We start from the raw sequence: 16,482 nt of genomic DNA, 5'->3' as shown, positions 1-16,482 counted from the left end.
GGGCTCCATCCCTCGGGGGTCCTCGCCCCAGGTCGTAGGGGACGGCTGGGCGGAGTTCCTGACTCCCGGGCTTCACCCGGTCACAGTGGCGGGACCGCGCCGGATTCGCACCGGCTTCCTCCTGTTGCTTCGCCGTTCCGGGCCACCCTAACCCGCCGGTTAGCATCCATCCCATGTCCTCCGATCGGGAACGCCCGGACGCCTGCCCCGGCGCCGTCGACGTGCACGTCGCCGCCGACGGCGGGCTGGCGCGCGTGCGGGTGCCCGGCGGGACGCTGGACGCCGAGCGGTTCGACGTGGTGCGACGGGCCGCCCTGGAGCTGGGCGACGGGTTCCTGGAACTCACGTCGCGGGCGAACCTGCAGATCAGGGGCCTGGCGCCGGGCGCGGAGCACGAACTGGGCGCGCGGCTGCGGGAGGCCGGCCTGCTGCCGTCGGCGACGCACGAGCGGATGCGCAACCTCGTCGCCGCGCCGCTGGAGGACAACCAGGACCTGGTGGACGCGCTCGACGCCGCGCTGCTGGCCGAACCGTCGCTCGCCGACCTGCCGGGCCGCTTCCTGATCACGGTGGGTCACGCGGTGAGCGGGCTTTCGGGTGACATCGGCCTGGTCGGTGACGCGTTGTTCCTGGCGGGGCGGGATTCCGGGCTCCGCGTGACCGACCCGGTGGCGGCCGTCGTGCGCGCCGCTCGGCTGTTCGGGGAGCTGCGCGGCACCGCCTGGCGGCTGTCCGAAGTGGACGGCGGTGTGCGGAAGATCACCGCCGCGCTGGGCGTCCCGGTGGCCGACCGGCTCGACGCCGCTGTGATCCCGGCGACACCCGGCCCCGTCGGCGACCGCGTCGTGGCGGGCGTCCCCCTGGGCCGGCTCGACGCCCGCCTGCTGGCCGGCACACCGGTGCGGCTGACGCCGTGGCGCAGCCTGGTCCTCCCCGCCGGCGGCGACACGCGCGGCCTGTTCACCTCCCCCGACTCGCCGTGGCACGGGGTGAGCGCGTGCACCGGCCGGCCGGGGTGCGCGAAGTCGTTGGCCGACGTGCGCGCGGACGTCGCGCGCTGGATCGGCACCCCGCACGCGGGGCGCGTGCACTGGTCGGGCTGCTCGCGGCGGTGCGGGCGGCCGGCCGGTGGCGCCGTGGAGTTCGTCGCGACCGGCGACGGGTACGAGGAGATCAGGTGACCGAGTACATCAAGGACGGGCCGGAGATCTACCGCCGCTCGTTCGCCACCATCCGCGCCGAGGCCGACCTGGCCCGGTTCCCGGACGACGTCGCGCGCGTCGTCGTGCGGATGATCCACGCCTGCGGCATGGTCGACCTGGTCGAGGACGTCGCGTTCTCGCCGGACGTGGTGCGCGCGGCCCGCGAGGCGCTGCTGGCGGGGGCGCCGGTGCTGTGCGACGCGCAGATGGTCGCGGCGGGCGTGACGCGCAAGCGCCTGCCCGCCGGCAACGAGGTGCTGTGCACGCTGAACGACCCGCGCGTGCCGGGGTTGGCCGAGGAACTGGGCAACACCCGCAGCGCCGCCGCGCTGGAGCTGTGGGGCGACAAGCTGGAGGGCGCGGTGGTCGCCATCGGCAACGCGCCGACCGCGTTGTTCCACCTGCTCGACCTGGTCGCCGCGGGCGCGCCGAAGCCGGCCGCCGTCCTGGGCGTGCCGGTCGGGTTCATCGGGGCGGCGGAGTCGAAGGAGGCGTTGGCGCACAACGACCTCGGCCTGGACCACCTGGTCGTGCGCGGGCGCCGCGGCGGCAGTGCCATGACCGCCGCGGCGGTCAACGCGATCGCGAGCGAGGACGAATGACGGGCAGGCTGTACGGCGTCGGCGTGGGTCCGGGCGACCCGGAACTGGTGACGGTCAAGGCGGCGCGGCTCATCCGCGAGGCCGACGTGGTGGTGTTCCACAGCGCGCGGCACGGGCGCAGCGTCGCCCGGCGGGTCGCCGAGCCGTACCTGCGCGAGGGCCAGGTCGAGGAGCAGCTGGTCTACCCGGTCACGACCGAGGACTCCGACGACTACCAGGGCGAGATGGACGCGTTCTACGAGGAGTGCGCGGAACGCCTCGCGCGGCACCTCGACGCGGGCCGCGACGTGGTGGTGCTGGCGGCGGGCGACCCGTTCTTCTACGGCTCGTACATGCACCTGCACAAGCGCCTGGCGCACCGCTACCCGGCCGAGGTGGTGCCGGGCGTGACGTCGGTGAGCGCGGGCGCGGCGGTGATCGGCCGGCCGCTGGTGGAGCGCGACGAGGTGCTGACCGTGCTGCCGGGCACGCTGCCCGTCGACGCACTCGTGGAGCACCTGTCGGGCGGCGATCCGGTGGCGGTCGTGAAGCTGGGGCGGACGTTCCCGAACGTGCGGGAGGCGCTGGAGAAGACCGGTCGGCTGGACGAGGCGTGGTACGTGGAGCGCGCCACGACCGGCGGCCAGCGCACGTCCCCGCTGTCCGAAGTGGACGCCGACACGGTGCCGTACTTCTCGTTGGCGCTGCTGCCGTCGAGCGACCGGCGGCGGGCGTCGGTCTCGGCTTCGGGCGTCGGCGAGGTCGTCGTGGTGGGGCTCGGCCCGGCCGGGCCGGAGTGGCTGACGCCGGAGGCGCGTCGGGCGCTGGTGGAGGCGGACGACCTGGTCGGGTACGTGACGTACCTGAACCGGGTCACCGCGTCGCCGCGCCAGCGGGTGCACGCCTCGGACAACAAGGTCGAGTCGGAGCGGGCGGCGTTCGCGCTGGACCTGGCCAGGCGGGGCCGGCGGGTGGCCGTGGTGTCCTCGGGCGACCCGGGTGTGTTCGCGATGGCGGGCGCGGTGCTGGAGGTCGCGGAGGAGGAGCAGTTCGCGGACGTGCCGGTGCGCGTGCTGCCGGGGTTGACGGCGGCGCACGCGGTGGCCAGCCGGGTGGGCGCGCCGCTCGGGCACGACTACTGCGTGGTGTCGCTGTCGGACCGGCTCAAGCCGTGGGAGGTGATCGCGGGGCGGCTGGAGGCCGCGGCGGCGGCGGACCTCGTGCTGGCGATCTACAACCCGGCCTCGCGCAGCCGCACGTGGCAGGTGGAGGCGGCGCGGGACCTGCTGCTGCGCCACCGCTCCCCGGACACCCCGGTGGTGGTCGGGCGCGACGTCGGCGGCCCGCAGGAGGACGTGCGGGTGCTGCGCCTGGCCGACCTCGACCCGTCCACCGTGGACATGCGGTGCCTGCTGCTGATCGGTTCGACGCAGACGAGGCTGACCGACCGCGGCACGGTGTTCACCCCGCGCCGGTACCCCGGGTGAGCCAGTCCAGCGCCTCCGCGACGGTCGCGACGCACGGCGCGTCCGGCGCGGGCGGGCGGCGCACGACCACGACCGGCAGGCCCAGGTGACGGGCGGCCTCCAGCTTGGCCGCCGTCATCGGGCCGCCGCTGTCCTTGGTGACGAGCACGTCCACGCCGTGCTCGCGCATCAGCGCCAGCTCCCCCTCCACCGCGTACGGCCCGCGGTCGAGCAGGACGGTGACGCCGGGGACCGGCGGGTCGGGCGGGTCGACGGTGCGCGCCACGCCGCGGGTGAAGTGGGCCAGCTCCTGCCGCCCGGTGGTGATGAACGGCGTGCGGCCGGCGACGCGCCGGGCGGCCTCGGCGACGCTGTCCACGTACTCCCACCCCGGTCGCGGCGGCCAGCCGGGGCGGCGCAGGACGAGGAACGGCGTGCCGGTCTCGCGCGTCGCGGCGACGGCGTTGGCCGTGATGCGGTCGGCGAACGGGTGGGTGGCGTCCACGACGGCGTCCACCCGTTCGGCGCGCAGGTAGGCGACGAGCCCGTCGACGCCGCCGAACCCGCCGACCCGCACCTCCCCCTCGGGCAGCTTCGGGTCGTTCACCCGGCCCGCGAGCGAGGAGATCACCCTGGTGCCCGCGAGCGCGGCGGCGAGGGCGCGGGCCTCGCCCGTGCCCCCCAGTACCAGCACCGTTCCCATCACTGTTGCATCCTGACGTGGTGAGCACCCTGCGCTACGGCTGGACGACCGGCGCCTGCGCCACGGCCGCGACGACCGCGGCCTACACGGCGCTGCTCACCGGCGAGTTCCCCGACCCGGTCGGGATCGTGCTGCCCAAGGGTCGCACGCCGACGTTCGCCCTGGCCCGCGAGTCCCTGTCCGACGGCGTCGCGACCGCGTCGGTGGTCAAGGACGCGGGCGACGACCCGGACGTGACGCACGGCGCGCTGGTCTCCGCCACCGTGCGCCCCGGCCCGCCCGGCGGCGGCGTCGCGTTCCGCGCCGGCCCGGGCGTCGGCACGGTCACCAAACCGGGCCTGCCGCTGCCGGTCGGCGAACCGGCGATCAACCCGGTGCCCCGGCGGATGATGACCGAGCACGTGGCGCGGGTGGCGGTCGAGCACGGCGGCACGGGCGACGTGGTCGTGGAGATCTCCGTCGAGCACGGCGAGGAGCTGGCGCGCAGGACGTGGAACCCGCGCCTGGGCATCCTGGGCGGCCTGTCGATCCTCGGCACCACGGGCGTCGTGGTGCCGTACTCGTGCTCGGCGTGGATCGACAGCATCCGGCGCGGCATCGACGTGGCCCGCGCGGCCGGGTACGCCCACGTCGCCGGGTGCACCGGCAGCACGTCGGAGAAGGTGGCCGCCGCCGTGCACGGCCTGCCGGAGGACGCGCTGCTGGACATGGGCGACTTCGCGGGCGCGGTGCTGAAGTACCTGCGCCGCCACCCCGTGCCGAGGCTGACGGTCGCGGGCGGCATCGGCAAGCTGTCGAAGCTGGCCCACGGCCACCTGGACCTGCACTCGGGCCGGTCGCAGGTCGACCTGGGCTTCGTGGCCTCGCTGGTGGACGACCCGGCCCTGGCCGACGCGATCCGGGGCGCGAACACGGCGCTGGGCGCGCTGCACCTGGCCCAGGCGGCGGGCGTGCCGCTGGGCGACCTGGTGGCGGTCCGCGCCAAGGCCACGGCCGACGAGGTGCTGCGGGGCGCGCCGGTGACCGTGGACGTGATCGTGATCGACCGGGCGGGCGCCGTGGTGGGCCGGGCCTGAGCGCCTCACCGGCGGAACAGCGCGGTCCACAGGAACGGTTCGCCGTAGTGCGGCGAGTCGGCGGGCTCGTCGTTCATCCGGCGCAGCTCGACCTCCTCGAAGTCCGCGAAGACCACCCGCAGCGACTCCGCCGTGTACGCGAGCCCGCCGTCGAGGGCGGGGGTCCGGTAGAGGTCGGCGTCCGGGCGTTGCGAGCCCATCTCCCCCGCCGCGAACGCCACCAGGCCGAAGTGTCCGCCGGGTGCGAGCACGCGGTCCAGCAGGGCCAGGTAGCTGATGCGCCGGTGGGGCGGCAGGTGGTGGAACAGGCCCGAGTCGTAGACCAGGTCGTACGGGCCGTCCGGCGTGGCCGTGAACACGTCGCCGACGTGGAACCGCACGTCGGCGCCGGCCTCGTGGGCGCGTTCCCGCGCCCAGTCGACGGCCGACGGCGACAGGTCCACGGCGTCGACCTCGAAGCCCGCCCGCGCGAGGTGGACGGCGTTGCGCCCGGGCCCGCACCCCAGGTCGAGCGCGCGGCCCCGGGGCAGGTCCGGCAGGCGGGCGACCAGGTTCTCGTCCGGCTTCGCGGCGAAGAACGGCACGGGACGGGCGCGGTCGGCGTAGAAGCGGTCCCAGCGCGCCTCGCCCGCGTCCCGCTCGAACAGGCCGTCCAGCAGGTCCAGCAGCTCCTCGACGGTGCGCACGTGCCGGTCCACGCCTACGCCCTGCACCGCTCGGCCGAGTAGAGGTGGCTGTCGGGGAAGCCCTCCGCCGCCAGGACCCGGCCCACGACGATGACCGCCGTCCGCTTGATCCCGGCGGCCTCGACCCGCGCCGCGATGTCGGCGAGGGTGCCGCGCAGCACCTCCTCGTCCTCCCTGGCGGCCCGCGCCACCACGGCGACCGGGCAGTCCGGGCCGTAGTTCGGCAGCAGTTCGGCGACGACCTCGGTGATCCGCTGCACGGCCAGGTGCAGCACGAGCGTCGCCCGGGACGCGCCCAGCGTCGCCAGGTCCTCCCCCGGCGGCATGGGGGTGGCGCGGGCGGCCGTGCGGGTGAGCACGACGGTCTGGCCCACGCCCGGCACGGTCAGCTCGCGCTTGAGGGACGCGGCGGCGGCGGCGAAGGCGGGGACGCCCGGTGTGACGTCGTAGGGGATGCCGAGGGCGTCGAGGCGGCGCATCTGCTCGGCCACCGCGCTGAACAGCGACGGGTCGCCCGAGTGCAGGCGGGCCACGTCGTGCCCGGCGGCGTGGGCGTCGGACAGCTCGCGCACGATCCGGTCGAGGTCCAGGTCGGCGGTGTCGACGAGGCGCGCGCCGGGCGGGCAGTGCTCCAGCACCTCGACGGGCACGAGCGCGCCCGCGTACAGGCACACCGGGGACTCGGCGAGGAGCCGGGCGGCGCGCAGCGTGAGCAGGTCCGCCGCGCCGGGGCCGGCGCCGATGAAGTGGACGGTCACGGGATCTCCTTGGTCACGGCCCACGTGGTCACGGGCATCTGGGGGCGCCAGCCGGTGAAGCCGCCGATCGGCACGGCCCGGCTCACCTCGATCCTGGTCAGCTCGCCGCCCAGCCGGGACCGCCACGAGGTGAGCACGGCCTCCGACTCCAGGGTGACGGCGTTCGCGACGAGCCTGCCGCCGGGGCGCAGCGCCGACCAGCAGCGCTCGACGACGCCGGGCGCGGTGAGGCCGCCGCCGACGAACACGGCGTCCGGGGTCGCCAGGCCCTCCAGCGCGTCGGGCGACGGGCCGACGACCACCCGGATGCCCGGCACGCCCAGGGCGACGGCGTTGCGGGTGACGCGCGCGGCCCGCTCGGGGTGCTTCTCGATCGCGACGGCCCGGCAGGACGGGTGCGTGCGGCACCACTCGACGGCGATGCTGCCCGCGCCCGCGCCGACGTCCCACAGCAGCTCGCCGGGCCGCGGCGCGAGCAGCGCCAGGGACACCGCGCGCACCTCGCGCTTGGTGAGCTGCCCGTCGTGCTCGAACGCGTCGTCGGGGCGGCCGGGGACGAGCGACGCGCCCCGCTCCTCCGGACCGCATGCCTCTGGACCGCACTCGACGGCCAGGACGTGCAGCGCGCCGGCGGACGCGGGGTCGTGGTGCACGCGCTCGTCCGGCGCGCCGAGGTTCTCCAGCACGGTGAGGCGGGCGCGCGGGGCGAGCGCGGCCACCTCGGCGGGGGTCGACCCGAGCACGAGGACGCGCCGGCCGGGGTGCAGGTGGGGCACGACGAGCGCCGCCGGCCTGCCGACCAGGCTGACCACGGCCACGTCGTCGAGCGCCCAGCCGAGCCGGGCGCAGGCCAGCGACACCGACGACGGGTGCGGCACGACGCGCACCCGGTCCGCGCCCAGCAGCCGCACGAGCGTGGTGCCGATGCCGTGGAACATCGGGTCGCCGCTGGCCAGCACGCAGACCCGGCGGTCCGCGTACCGGTCGAGCAGGCCGGGCAGGGCGGGCAGCAGCGGTGACGGCCACGGCACCCGCTCGAACGCGCCGGGCACGAGGTCGAGCTGGCGGGTGCTGCCCATGAGCACCTCGCAGGAGGCGATCCCGCGGCGCGCGCCCTCGGACAGGCCGGCCCAGCCGTCCGCGCCGATGCCGACGACGGTGACGGGCGCGCTCACACCGTGCCCAGGACGCGGGTGACGGCGATCTCGATCACCACGCGCTCGGGGTTGGCGCGGGGCGTGCGGTAGCGGGCGGCGTAGCGCTCCTCGGCGTCGCGCACGGCCCCCGGCTCGCGCCTGACCACCGCGCGGCCCTCCAGGGTCGACCAGCGGCGACCGTCCACTTGGCACACCGCGACCGGCGCGCCGGCCTCGCCCGCGGCCAGGACGTGCCGGACCTTGTGCGAGGCGCCGGAGGTGATCACGCGCGCCGTGGCGGTCTCCACGTCCAGGGTGACGCCCACCGGCACGACGTGCGGCGTGCCGTCCCGACGGATCGTGGTGAGCGTGCACAGGTGGCGCTCGGTCCAGAAGGCGCGGAACTCGTCGCTGCTGCTCGACAACATGGGTGCATCATGCGGCACGGCCGCGCCAGGGTGGAAAACGTGACGCGCCGATTCGGCCGCCCCCGGCCGGGAGACCCGGTGAGCGGGCCGTCCGCGCGCGGCGATCGGCGACCTCGCGGAGGGTGTCGTCGTGGTGGACGAGACCCCGGTGACCGACCTGCCGCCGTCCACGAGGGTGCTCAGCCCCTCGTCTCGTTCAGGTAGTTGTAGATGGTGTACCGGGTGACGCCGAGCACGCCCGCGAGGTAGTCGACGGAGTCCCTGATCAGGAACAGCCCCGCCTCGTCCAGGACGCGCACGACCTGCGACTTGTGGGACTTCTTCATCAGCTCCACCGGCACCCCGACCGCGGTGACGGCGCGTTCGACGAGCATCCGCTGGAGCGTGTCGACGTCACCGGGGAACGCCTCGACCGGCCGCGCGGCGGGTTCGGCGCCGGGGCGCGAGCCCGGGTCGCTGTTGACGCACAGGCAGCCGATCGCCACCCCGCTCCCGTCGCGCAGGAACACGGTGGACGACCTGAGCACCCGCCCGTCGGGCGCGTAGGTCTCGTAGCCGGCGAGGTCCTGCGTGGTGCCGCGGCGGACGAGGCCGAGCAGCAGGTCGGTCATCGGACCGCCGACGGCGCGGCCGGTCAGGTCCCCCGCGATGGCGATGATCGAGTTGGGCAGGGCGCCGAGGTCGTGCAGCACGACCTCGGTACCCGCGCCCAGGGCCTCGGCCAGGCTGTTCACCGTGGGCACGAGGGCCCTGAGCACGTCCGCCGACGCCGGGCCGGCGGTGGCGGTGGCCAGGGGGGTGGGCACGGGGGTGGCCGCCGGGCGGGCGCCCAGGGACTTCAGCGCGTCGGCGAACCTCGCGACCGTCCCCGGCGTGGTCGAGACGTGCGGTGACACCCGCACGTGCTCGGGTCGCACGGTCGCGGTCACGCCCGCCTCCACCAGGGCCGCGCCCACCACGGACGGCGGGTGGTCGGGCAGCGTGAACGCCGTGATGCCCGCCCGCCGGTCGGTCGCGGACACCACCGCGCCGCCGGCCGACCGGATCACCTCGGCCAGGGTGTCCGACTGCTCGGCGATCCTCCGGTCGATCCGGTCGACGCCGGCCAGTTCGACCAGCTCCAGGGCCGTGGCCAGGGCGCCCGCGGCGATCGGGCTCAGGTTGGTGATGGACCAGCCCGCGGCGTGCTCGGCGACCGGGTGGATCGCGTTGTCGAACAGCCCCGCGTCCTCGGCGCCCGTCCACCCGGACAGCACCGGGTCCAGCCGCTCCAGGGCGCGGTCGGACAGGGCCGCGAACCCGGTGGACCACCCGGCGCGCAGCCACTTCTGGCCGCCGACCACGAGGACGTCGGCCACCTCCCACGGCTCGTCGACCACCCCGAAGCCCTGGATGCCGTCGACCACCAGCAGGCGGTCGCCGACGACCTCGCGCAGCGCGGCCAGGTCGGCCCGGTAGCCGGTCCGGAAGTCCACCGCGCTCACCGACAACGCGGTCGTGGCCGGGGTCAGCGCCTCCCGGACCGCCTCCGGCGTCACCGGTCCCGCCGGCAGCCACCGCACCGCGGCCCGACCGGAGCGCGTCCACGGGTAGGTGTTGGCGGGGAACTCGCCCGCCGACACCAGCACCTCGCCGGTGACGCCCAGCGCGGCCTGGAACAGCCCGGTGCTGGTGTTCGGCAGCAGCGCCACGTGGTCGGTGTCGTTGCGGCACAGCCGGGCCACCGCGGCCTTGGCCCGGAGCTCCTGCCGCATCAGGTCGTCCACGGTGGCCGGGCCGGCCGCGGCGGACGACTCCAGCAGCCGGGTCGAGGCGTCGACCACCGCGTGCGACGGCGGCCCGAACCGGGCGAAGTCCAGGTAGCCCTCCGGCTCGTGGAACTGGACCAGGTACGACGACGGGATGCGCATGACCACCTAGAGCACCTTCGCGAGGAACTGCTGCGTGCGTTGCTGCCGGGGATCATCCAGCACCTGCGCGGGCGGACCCGACTCGACCACCGCGCCGTCGACCATGAACACCACGGAGTCCGCGACCTGGCGGGCGAACCCGATCTCGTGCGTGACCACGATCATCGTCATGCCGTCGCGGGCCAGGTCGACCATCACGTCGAGCACCTCGCCCACCAGCTCGGGGTCGAGCGCGGACGTCGGCTCGTCGAAGAGCATCAGCCGCGGTCGCATCGCCAGGGCCCGCGCGATGGCCACCCGCTGCTGCTGGCCGCCGGACAGCTGGTGCGGGTAGGCGTCGGCCTTGTCCGTCAGCCCGACGCGCGCCAACAGCGCCCGCCCCTCCTCGACGGCCTCGCGACGCGGCTTCCGCAGCACCTGGACCGGCCCCTCGACGACGTTCCCCAGCGCCGTGCGGTGCGGGAACAGGTTGAACCGCTGGAACACCATGCCGATGCCGCGGCGCTGCCGGGCCACCTCGCGCTCGCGCAGCTCGTGCAGCCTCCCGCCGCGCGAGGTGAACCCGACGGGCTGGCCGGCGACCCAGATGCGGCCCGCGTCGATGGTCTCCAGGTGGTTCACGCAGCGCAGGAACGTGGACTTGCCCGCACCGGACGGCCCGAGCAGGCACACCACCTGCCCGGCGTCCACGGTCAGGTCGACGCCCTTCAGGACCTCGGTCCCGCCGAACGACTTCCGCACGCCCACCGCCCGGACCAGGGGGGTCGAAGCGGTGCCCACCGGAGGAGCGGCGCTCATCGGGCGACCCCCTTGCCGTAGTAGCGCTCCAGGTAGTGCTGGCCGACGCTCGCCACGCTGACCACGACCATGTACCAGGCCGCCGCGGCGAGCAGCGTCTCCATGATCTGGAGGTTGCGCGAGGCGATGTTGTTGGCCGCGTGGATCAGCTCCAGGAAACCGATGACCGACGCCATCGACGTGCCCTTGAGCATGTTGATGAAGTTGTTGCCGGTGGGCGGGATGATGACCCGCATGGCCTGTGGCAGGACGACGCGGCGCAACGCGGTCGCGGGCGTCATGCCGATGGCCTTGGCCGCCTCGACCTGCCCGTGGTCGACGCTGTTCAGCCCTGCGCGCACGATCTCGGCCATGTAGGCGCTCTCGTTGAGCCCGAGCCCGAGCAGGGCCGCGACGAACGCCGTGACCAGCACGTTCGTCTTCTCCTCCCAGATGCCGAAGAACGAGATGTCCTCGAACACCAGGGCCAGGTTGAACCACAGCAGGATCTGGAGCAGCACGGGCAGGCCGCGGAACAGCCACACGTACCCGGCGGCGAACCAGCGGGCCACCGGGTTGGCCGAGCGGCGCATGAGGGCGATGACGACGCCGAGCACGATCGCGCCCGCCTGCGCCACGACCGCGAGCACCACCGTGTTGACCAGGCCGCGCAGCATGATGTCGTGGGTGAAGAAGCCCGGCACGGCCGCGTAGTCGATCTTCGCGTCGGCCAGCGCCCAGCCCAGCAGGCCGAGCAGCACCAGGATCACCGCCCCGCCGACCCACCGCCACCAGTGGCGCAGCGGGACGACGACCAGCTCGTCGTCGGTCGGGACCGGGGTCACCGCGGGCTCACCGGCCATTGACGGTCACCTCGTCGACCGCGCCCTGCTCGACGTCCCAGGCCGCGAGGATCTTGCCGTAGGTGCCGTCGTCGACGAGGGCCTGGAGCGCCTTCCGGATGGCGGCGGTCAGCTCGGGGGTGCTCTTGTTCACGCCGATGCCGTACGGGCCGCCGTTGATCGGGGCCAGGTCCAGGACCTCGAAGAACTCGCCGTCACCGGCGGTCTTGGCGACGTAGACGGCGGTCGGCAGGTCGTTGAGGATGGCGGCGACGCGGCCGGTGCGCAGCTGGTTCTGGTTCTGCGTGTCGCTGTCGGTGGCGGTCACCTGGATCGGGTCGCCGGAGAGGCACTGGTACTCCTTGGCGTAGGTCTCCTGGCTGGAGCCGAGGTTGACCGCGACCGCCTTCCCGCACAGGTCGTCGGGGCCCGTGACGCCCTGCGGGTTGCCCTTCTGCACCATGATGGTGATGCCGGAGGTGAAGTAGTCGACGAAGTCGATCGCCTGCTGCCGCTCGGCGGTGTCGTTCATCGCGGCCATCGTCACGTCGATGCGCCCGGCCTGGAGGCTCGTGATGAGCGAGCCGAACGCCATGTCCTGGTGCTCGACGGCCAGGCCGAGCTTGGCGCCGATGGCCTTGGCCAGGTCGACCTCGGAGCCGACCGCGGTCGTGCCGTCGGCGGCGTAGAAGTTGTTCGGCGGGTTCTGCACGTTGGACCCGACGCGCAGCGTGCCCGCCTGCCGGATGCTGTCCGGGAGGGTCGCGGCGAGCGCGTCGTCCTTGGTGACGGCCTGCACCACCGCGGCGGTGTCGGGCAGGTCACCGGTCGTGCCCGCGGGCGCCTCCTCGGCGGGGGCACCGCACGCGACCAGCGCGAACAGGGACAGGGCGAGGGCTGCGGTCCTGCGCACGGGACACCTCCTGCGATTGGGTGCCCGAAAACTATAACGTTCCGTTGAAGAGGTCCACACTTTGTTGAAGGGAATGTCCCGGGTGTCCTGATCGTTGTCCGGGGTACGAGGGGTCCGACCCCTGAACCGACGTGGAGGAGGACCTATGGCCACCGTGGAGCTGACCGCGGAGAACTTCGACGAGGTTGTCGGCGGCTCCGAGATGGTCCTGGTCGACTTCTGGGCCGGCTGGTGCGGACCGTGCCGCCAGTTCGCCCCGACCTACGAGAAGTCCAGCGAGAAGCACGACGACATCGTGTTCGGCAAGGTCGACACCGAGGCGCAGCAGCAGCTCGCCGCGGCGTTCGAGATCCGGTCGATCCCGACGCTGATGATCGTGCGCGACGGCGTGGTGCTCTACGCCCAGCCCGGCGCGCTGCCGGAGACGGCGCTGGAGGACCTGATCGACCAGGCGCGCAAGGTCGACATGGAGGACGTGCGCAAGCAGGTCGCCGAGCAGAAGGCGGCCCAACAGGGGTGACCCCGCAGGGGTGACGCGGACGTGGAAGAGGGGTGGGCCCGGTCGGGCCCACCCCTCTTCCACGTCGTGCGGGTCAGTCCATGGCGCGCGTGTCGCGCGGCGGGGCGACCGGGTCCTCGCCCGACGACTCGCCGGTCGCCATCCGCCGGCCCCGTTCCAGCTCGGCGTCCAGCTCCGCGCCCAGCAGCAGCGCGATGTTCGAGATCCACAGCCAGACCAGGAAGATGATCACACCGGCGAGCGAGCCGTAGGTCTTGTTGTACGAGCTGAAGTTCGCCACGTAGAAGGCGAAGCCCAGCGAGGCCGCCACCCACACCAGCACGGTGAGCAGGCCGCCCGGCGTGATCCACAGGAAGCCCGGCTGCCGCACGTTCGGCGACGCCCAGAACAGCAGCCCGATCGCGGCGCTGGCGAGCAGGAACAGCACGGGCCACTTGGCGATGTCCCAGATCGTCACGAACTGCTCGCCCAGGCCCAGCAGGTCGCCCACCCACCGCGCGACGCCGCCGGTGAGCGTGACGCCCAGCGCGGTCAGCGCCAGCAGCACCACCACGCCGACGGTCAGGCCCAGCCGCAGCGGGATGACCTTCCAGAACGGCCGGCCCTCCTCGACGTCGTAGATCGAGTTGGCCGCGCGCATGAACGCGCCGACGTACCCGGACGCCGACCACAGCGCGGTCACCAGACCGACGATCGCGAGGGGCCCGGTGGCCTTCGACTGCTGGAGGTTCTGGATGCCGTCCGCGATGAAGTCCTTGGCCTCACCGGGCCCCAGCATGTCCAGGCTGTCCACGATGGACTGAGTGGCCTGCGGCCCGATCAGGCCGAGCAGGGACACCAGCAGCAGGATGCCGGGGAACAGCGACAGCACCGCGTAGTAGGTGAGCGCCGCCGCCCAGTCGGTGAGGTTGTCGTCGTTGAACTCCTTCACCGTGCGCTTGAGCACGCCCCCCCATGAGCGCTTGGGCAGCTTGGTGGGTGCGTCGGGTGCTTGCGTCGCCATGAGCGCCGGGTTTCCCCGGAAACCCGTGCGTACACCACGCGTGTTCTGGGTAGTCGTGGGTCGACTGAGAGAGGAGACGGCCAATGGACCACCTCGCCACCGATCGGGAACCGTCCACCGCCGAACTGGTGAGCAGGCTCTCCGAGCAGGTGAGCAGGCTGGCGCGGGACGAGATCCGGCTCGCCGCTGTCGAAATGCGCGAGAAGGGCAAGCGCGTCGGCACGGGGGCCGGGCTGTTCGGCGGGGCCGGCGTGCTGGCCTGGTTCGGGCTGGGCGCGGTCATCGCGGGTCTGATCCTGCTGCTGGCCACCGTGCTGCCCGCGTGGGCCGCGGCGTTCATCGTCGCGGCGGCCGTGCTCCTCGTGGCAGGTGTGCTCGCGCTGGTCGGCCGCAAGCAGATCCAGAAGGGCACCCCACCGGTGCCGGAGGAGGCCATCGCGGGCGTGAAGCAGGACATCGCCACCGTGAGCGAGAGGGCGCACCGATGAGCGGCAAGGACGTTCCCGACAACCCCGACGAGCTGCGCGCGGACGTCGAGCAGACCCGGCGCGAGCTGGGCGAGACCGTCGAGGCGCTGGCGCACAAGGCGGACGTGCCCGGGCGGGTCAAGGAGAAGGCGCACGAGAAGGTGGAGAAGGTGAAGGAGAGCGCGACGCGGGCCAACGCGGCGGTCGCCGCGGCGGCCGGAAAGGCCACCGCGAAGGTCGGCCACGCCACCGACAAGGCGGGCGGGAAGGCCGCGGCGGCCGGGACGACCGCGGGTGCCGTGGCGGCCAAGGCCGGGGAGAAGGCCGGGGCCGCGGGTGCGCAGGCGGGCCAGGCGGCGAGCCAGGTGGGCGAGAAGGCCGGCGCCGTCGCGCAGCAGGTGACCGAGAAGGCCACGGCCGTGGCCGGACAGGTCGGCGAGAAGGCCACGGCGGTGGCCGGGCAGGTCGGCGAGAAGGCGACCGTGGCCGCGGACAAGGCGGCGGCCGTGGCGAGCCAGGTCGGCACGAAGGCGAGCGCGGTCGCGGGTCAGGTGGGCGAGAAGGCCGCGCAGGCGGTCGAGCAGCTTCCCCCGCCCGTGCAGCAGCGCGTCGACCAGGGCGTCCGCCAGGCCCGCAAGCACCCGGCGGCGGTCGCGGCCGGTGCCGCGGCGGTCGTCCTGCTGCTCTGGAAGCTGATGCGGAGGGGCCGATGAACGTGAACAAGCTCCTCTACCGCCCGCTCGGCATGCTGTTCGGCGTGCTCGGCGGTCTCGCGGCCAGCGCGGTGTTCGGCCAGGTGTGGAAGCTCGTCACGGGTACCGAGGAAGCCCCGACCCCGACCCAGAAGGACCGGGGGTGGGGCGAGGTGTTGCTGGCCGCGACCATCCAAGGTGCGATCTTCGGCCTGGTCAAGGCCGCGATCGACCGTGGTGGCGCGGCCGGCTACGACAAGCTCACCGGCGAGTGGCCCGGTGACACGAACAAGTACGACGGCGACTGAGCGTCGTCCGGAGCTGTCCCCGGAGGGGGCGGGCCGCCCTATTCGGGCTGCTCGTCCCCTCCTTCCGCGCGACGCCGCTCGTCGTCGCGTTCGCGCCGCTCGTCCTCGTCGAGGAACTGCTCCGGGTCCACGTCGAGGTCGGGCGGTTCCGGTGTGCCGGGGGACTTGGGCGGGTCGGGGTTGAGGGGCCTGTCCTCGGGTTCGGTCATGTGCAGGGAGTTACCCCGCCGACGGGGTCTTGAACACCGGGAACCGGGGTGGGCGCTTCTCCAGGAACGCCGCCACCCCCTCCGCGTACTCGGCGCTGTGCGCGGCCTCGTCGTAGAGCGCGCGCACCGCGTCGTCCTCGTGCCCACCGTCGGTGATGCGCTCCACGATCCGCTTCGCGCCCCGCACGCTGACCTGGGCGCGCGAGGCGATCGTGCCGGCCAGCTCCCCGACCCGGGCGTCCAGCGCGTCGGGCGGGTGCACCTCGTTGACCAGGCCGATGCGCAGCGCGGTCGCCGCGTCGAGGATGTCGCCGGTGAACAGGATCTGCTTGGCCCAGGCGGGCCCCACGACGTCCACCAGCTGCTTGGTGGACGCGAAGCCGTAGACGATGCCCAGCTTGGCGGGCGTGATGCCGAACCGGGCGTCCGACGCCGCGACCCGCAGGTCGCAGGCCAGCGCCACCTCGCACCCGCCGCCGATGCAGAACCCGGTGACGGCGGCGATCGTCGGCTTGCCGAGCGCGGTGATGGACCGCGCGCCCGCGTGCACCGCCTCCCCGTAGCGGGCGGCCCCCTCGGCGCCGCTGCGCAGCGTCCCGAACTCGCTGATGTCGGCCCCGGCGGAGAAGTGCTCGCCGCCGCGCACGACCAGCACGCGCACGGCCTCGTCGTCGCGCACCCGCGCCATCAGGCCGGGCAGCGCGGACCACATCTCGTAGCTCAGCGCGTTGCGCTTGGCCGGCCGGTCGATGGTCATCGTCGCGACCGGGCCGTCCGTCTCCAACCTGAAGGTCATCACCGGAGG

The 16,482-nt window shown here is 74.0% G+C and carries 20 protein-coding genes and 1 riboswitch; of the genes, 8 read left to right on the top strand and 12 right to left on the bottom strand.

Annotated elements, in window-relative coordinates; translation table 11 throughout:
* Positions 1–31: 31 nt before the first annotated feature.
* A riboswitch (cobalamin riboswitch) is annotated at positions 32–165 on the bottom strand.
* Positions 166–173: 8 nt separating this feature from the next.
* From J2S66_RS02470 to cobJ, 3 genes are read left to right on the top strand one after another with little or no spacing between them, the layout of a single operon-like run.
* Positions 174–1,181: a ferredoxin-like domain-containing protein gene (locus J2S66_RS02470; RefSeq protein ID WP_310303217.1), complete on the top strand. Its 1,008-nt coding sequence runs from the start codon at positions 174–176 to the stop codon at positions 1,179–1,181.
* Positions 1,178–1,804 carry a precorrin-8X methylmutase gene (locus J2S66_RS02465; protein WP_310303214.1) on the top strand — a complete coding sequence of 209 codons (627 nt, stop codon included), beginning with the start codon at positions 1,178–1,180 and terminating at the stop codon, positions 1,802–1,804. Before J2S66_RS02470 ends, J2S66_RS02465 begins: the two co-directional genes overlap by 4 nt.
* Positions 1,801–3,270: a precorrin-3B C(17)-methyltransferase gene (gene cobJ / locus J2S66_RS02460; protein ID WP_310303211.1), complete on the top strand. Its 1,470-nt coding sequence runs from the start codon at positions 1,801–1,803 to the stop codon at positions 3,268–3,270. The genes J2S66_RS02465 and cobJ overlap by 4 nt, the downstream gene beginning before the upstream one ends.
* Here the strand turns inward: cobJ and J2S66_RS02455 are convergent.
* Entirely contained in the window at positions 3,245–3,952 is a 708-nt protein-coding gene (locus J2S66_RS02455; RefSeq protein ID WP_310303208.1) for a cobalt-precorrin-6A reductase, read from the bottom strand. The two genes, cobJ and J2S66_RS02455, sit on opposite strands and share 26 nt — an antisense overlap.
* A gap of 20 nt (positions 3,953–3,972) precedes the next feature.
* On the opposite strand from J2S66_RS02455, the gene J2S66_RS02450 reads away from it, so the two are divergent.
* Positions 3,973–5,028 carry a cobalt-precorrin-5B (C(1))-methyltransferase gene (locus tag J2S66_RS02450; RefSeq protein ID WP_310303206.1) on the top strand — a complete coding sequence of 352 codons (1,056 nt, stop codon included), beginning with the start codon at positions 3,973–3,975 and terminating at the stop codon, positions 5,026–5,028.
* A 5-nt stretch (positions 5,029–5,033) separates the two neighbouring features.
* On the opposite strand, the gene J2S66_RS02445 is transcribed toward J2S66_RS02450, so the two are convergent.
* The 8 genes from J2S66_RS02445 to J2S66_RS02410 form a co-directional block, all read right to left on the bottom strand.
* Positions 5,034–5,714, bottom strand: a complete 681-nt coding sequence (locus J2S66_RS02445) for a class I SAM-dependent methyltransferase (RefSeq protein ID WP_310303204.1) — start codon at positions 5,712–5,714, stop codon at positions 5,034–5,036.
* 14 nt (positions 5,715–5,728) lie between these two features.
* On the bottom strand, positions 5,729–6,472 hold the full coding sequence (gene cobM / locus J2S66_RS02440; protein ID WP_306745354.1) for a precorrin-4 C(11)-methyltransferase: 744 nt from the start codon (positions 6,470–6,472) through the stop codon (positions 5,729–5,731).
* Positions 6,469–7,647 (bottom strand): precorrin-6y C5,15-methyltransferase (decarboxylating) subunit CbiE, encoded by a 1,179-nt coding sequence (gene cbiE, locus J2S66_RS02435; RefSeq protein WP_310303200.1) that lies wholly within the window; start codon positions 7,645–7,647, stop codon positions 6,469–6,471. Before cbiE ends, cobM begins: the two co-directional genes overlap by 4 nt.
* Complete coding sequence (locus J2S66_RS02430) at positions 7,644–8,036, bottom strand: pyridoxamine 5'-phosphate oxidase family protein (protein WP_310303197.1); 393 nt, start codon at positions 8,034–8,036, stop codon at positions 7,644–7,646. Before J2S66_RS02430 ends, cbiE begins: the two co-directional genes overlap by 4 nt.
* Before the next feature lie 179 nt (positions 8,037–8,215).
* Positions 8,216–9,946: an aminotransferase class V-fold PLP-dependent enzyme gene (locus J2S66_RS02425; RefSeq protein WP_310314616.1), complete on the bottom strand. Its 1,731-nt coding sequence runs from the start codon at positions 9,944–9,946 to the stop codon at positions 8,216–8,218.
* 6 nt (positions 9,947–9,952) lie between these two features.
* Positions 9,953–10,744 carry an amino acid ABC transporter ATP-binding protein gene (locus J2S66_RS02420; RefSeq protein ID WP_310303195.1) on the bottom strand — a complete coding sequence of 264 codons (792 nt, stop codon included), beginning with the start codon at positions 10,742–10,744 and terminating at the stop codon, positions 9,953–9,955.
* Positions 10,741–11,586 carry an amino acid ABC transporter permease gene (locus J2S66_RS02415; protein WP_310303193.1) on the bottom strand — a complete coding sequence of 282 codons (846 nt, stop codon included), beginning with the start codon at positions 11,584–11,586 and terminating at the stop codon, positions 10,741–10,743. The genes J2S66_RS02420 and J2S66_RS02415 overlap by 4 nt, the downstream gene beginning before the upstream one ends.
* Positions 11,576–12,478, bottom strand: a complete 903-nt coding sequence (locus J2S66_RS02410) for an ABC transporter substrate-binding protein (RefSeq protein WP_374726061.1) — start codon at positions 12,476–12,478, stop codon at positions 11,576–11,578. Before J2S66_RS02410 ends, J2S66_RS02415 begins: the two co-directional genes overlap by 11 nt.
* Positions 12,479–12,623: 145 nt before the next feature.
* On the opposite strand from J2S66_RS02410, the gene trxA reads away from it, so the two are divergent.
* Entirely contained in the window at positions 12,624–12,998 is a 375-nt protein-coding gene (trxA, locus tag J2S66_RS02405; protein WP_310303190.1) for a thioredoxin, read from the top strand.
* 73 nt (positions 12,999–13,071) lie between these two features.
* Here the strand turns inward: trxA and J2S66_RS02400 are convergent, their stop codons facing one another.
* Positions 13,072–14,001 carry a YihY/virulence factor BrkB family protein gene (locus J2S66_RS02400; RefSeq protein WP_310303188.1) on the bottom strand — a complete coding sequence of 310 codons (930 nt, stop codon included), beginning with the start codon at positions 13,999–14,001 and terminating at the stop codon, positions 13,072–13,074.
* A gap of 83 nt (positions 14,002–14,084) precedes the next feature.
* Between J2S66_RS02400 and J2S66_RS02395 the strand changes: the two genes are divergently transcribed.
* The 3 genes from J2S66_RS02395 to J2S66_RS02385 are packed head-to-tail and all read left to right on the top strand — an operon-like array spanning position 14,085 to position 15,468.
* The gene (locus J2S66_RS02395) at positions 14,085–14,489 is read left to right on the top strand and encodes a phage holin family protein (RefSeq protein ID WP_310303186.1); all 405 of its coding nucleotides are present in this window, start codon (positions 14,085–14,087) and stop codon (positions 14,487–14,489) included.
* The gene (locus J2S66_RS02390; RefSeq protein WP_310303184.1) at positions 14,486–15,181 is read left to right on the top strand and encodes a DUF3618 domain-containing protein; all 696 of its coding nucleotides are present in this window, start codon (positions 14,486–14,488) and stop codon (positions 15,179–15,181) included. Before J2S66_RS02395 ends, J2S66_RS02390 begins: the two co-directional genes overlap by 4 nt.
* Positions 15,178–15,468, top strand: coding sequence for a DUF4235 domain-containing protein (locus J2S66_RS02385; protein ID WP_310303182.1), 291 nt, complete (start codon positions 15,178–15,180; stop codon positions 15,466–15,468). The genes J2S66_RS02390 and J2S66_RS02385 overlap by 4 nt, the downstream gene beginning before the upstream one ends.
* 38 nt (positions 15,469–15,506) lie before the next feature.
* On the opposite strand, the gene J2S66_RS02380 is transcribed toward J2S66_RS02385, so the two are convergent.
* Positions 15,507–15,677 carry a hypothetical protein gene (locus tag J2S66_RS02380; protein ID WP_310303179.1) on the bottom strand — a complete coding sequence of 57 codons (171 nt, stop codon included), beginning with the start codon at positions 15,675–15,677 and terminating at the stop codon, positions 15,507–15,509.
* Between the two features lie 10 nt (positions 15,678–15,687).
* A complete protein-coding gene (locus tag J2S66_RS02375) occupies positions 15,688–16,473 on the bottom strand; it encodes an enoyl-CoA hydratase/isomerase family protein (protein WP_310303176.1) in 786 nt (261 codons plus the stop codon).
* Between the last annotated feature and the right edge of the window lie 9 nt (positions 16,474–16,482).

Source organism: Saccharothrix longispora (assembly GCF_031455225.1).
Classification (GTDB): Bacteria; Actinomycetota; Actinomycetes; order Mycobacteriales; family Pseudonocardiaceae; genus Actinosynnema; species Actinosynnema longispora.
This window is presented reverse-complemented; position numbering and strand designations above follow the sequence as displayed.

Bases quoted from the DNA above. Each gene is read 5' to 3' on its own strand.
- J2S66_RS02395 (WP_310303186.1), top strand. From the start codon at position 14,085: ATGGACCACCTCGCCACCGATCGGGAACCGTCCACCGCCGAACTGGTG.
- J2S66_RS02385 (WP_310303182.1), top strand. From the start codon at position 15,178: ATGAACGTGAACAAGCTCCTCTACCGCCCGCTCGGCATGCTGTTCGGC.
- J2S66_RS02455 (WP_310303208.1), bottom strand. From the start codon at position 3,952: ATGGGAACGGTGCTGGTACTGGGGGGCACGGGCGAGGCCCGCGCCCTC.
- J2S66_RS02380 (WP_310303179.1), bottom strand. From the start codon at position 15,677: ATGACCGAACCCGAGGACAGGCCCCTCAACCCCGACCCGCCCAAGTCC.
- J2S66_RS02425 (WP_310314616.1), bottom strand. From the start codon at position 9,946: ATGCGCATCCCGTCGTCGTACCTGGTCCAGTTCCACGAGCCGGAGGGC.
- J2S66_RS02430 (WP_310303197.1), bottom strand. From the start codon at position 8,036: ATGTTGTCGAGCAGCAGCGACGAGTTCCGCGCCTTCTGGACCGAGCGC.
- J2S66_RS02375 (WP_310303176.1), bottom strand. From the start codon at position 16,473: ATGACCTTCAGGTTGGAGACGGACGGCCCGGTCGCGACGATGACCATC.
- trxA (WP_310303190.1), top strand. From the start codon at position 12,624: ATGGCCACCGTGGAGCTGACCGCGGAGAACTTCGACGAGGTTGTCGGC.
- J2S66_RS02470 (WP_310303217.1), top strand. From the start codon at position 174: ATGTCCTCCGATCGGGAACGCCCGGACGCCTGCCCCGGCGCCGTCGAC.
- cobJ (WP_310303211.1), top strand. From the start codon at position 1,801: ATGACGGGCAGGCTGTACGGCGTCGGCGTGGGTCCGGGCGACCCGGAA.
- J2S66_RS02420 (WP_310303195.1), bottom strand. From the start codon at position 10,744: ATGAGCGCCGCTCCTCCGGTGGGCACCGCTTCGACCCCCCTGGTCCGG.
- J2S66_RS02400 (WP_310303188.1), bottom strand. From the start codon at position 14,001: ATGGCGACGCAAGCACCCGACGCACCCACCAAGCTGCCCAAGCGCTCA.
- J2S66_RS02390 (WP_310303184.1), top strand. From the start codon at position 14,486: ATGAGCGGCAAGGACGTTCCCGACAACCCCGACGAGCTGCGCGCGGAC.
- J2S66_RS02415 (WP_310303193.1), bottom strand. From the start codon at position 11,586: ATGGCCGGTGAGCCCGCGGTGACCCCGGTCCCGACCGACGACGAGCTG.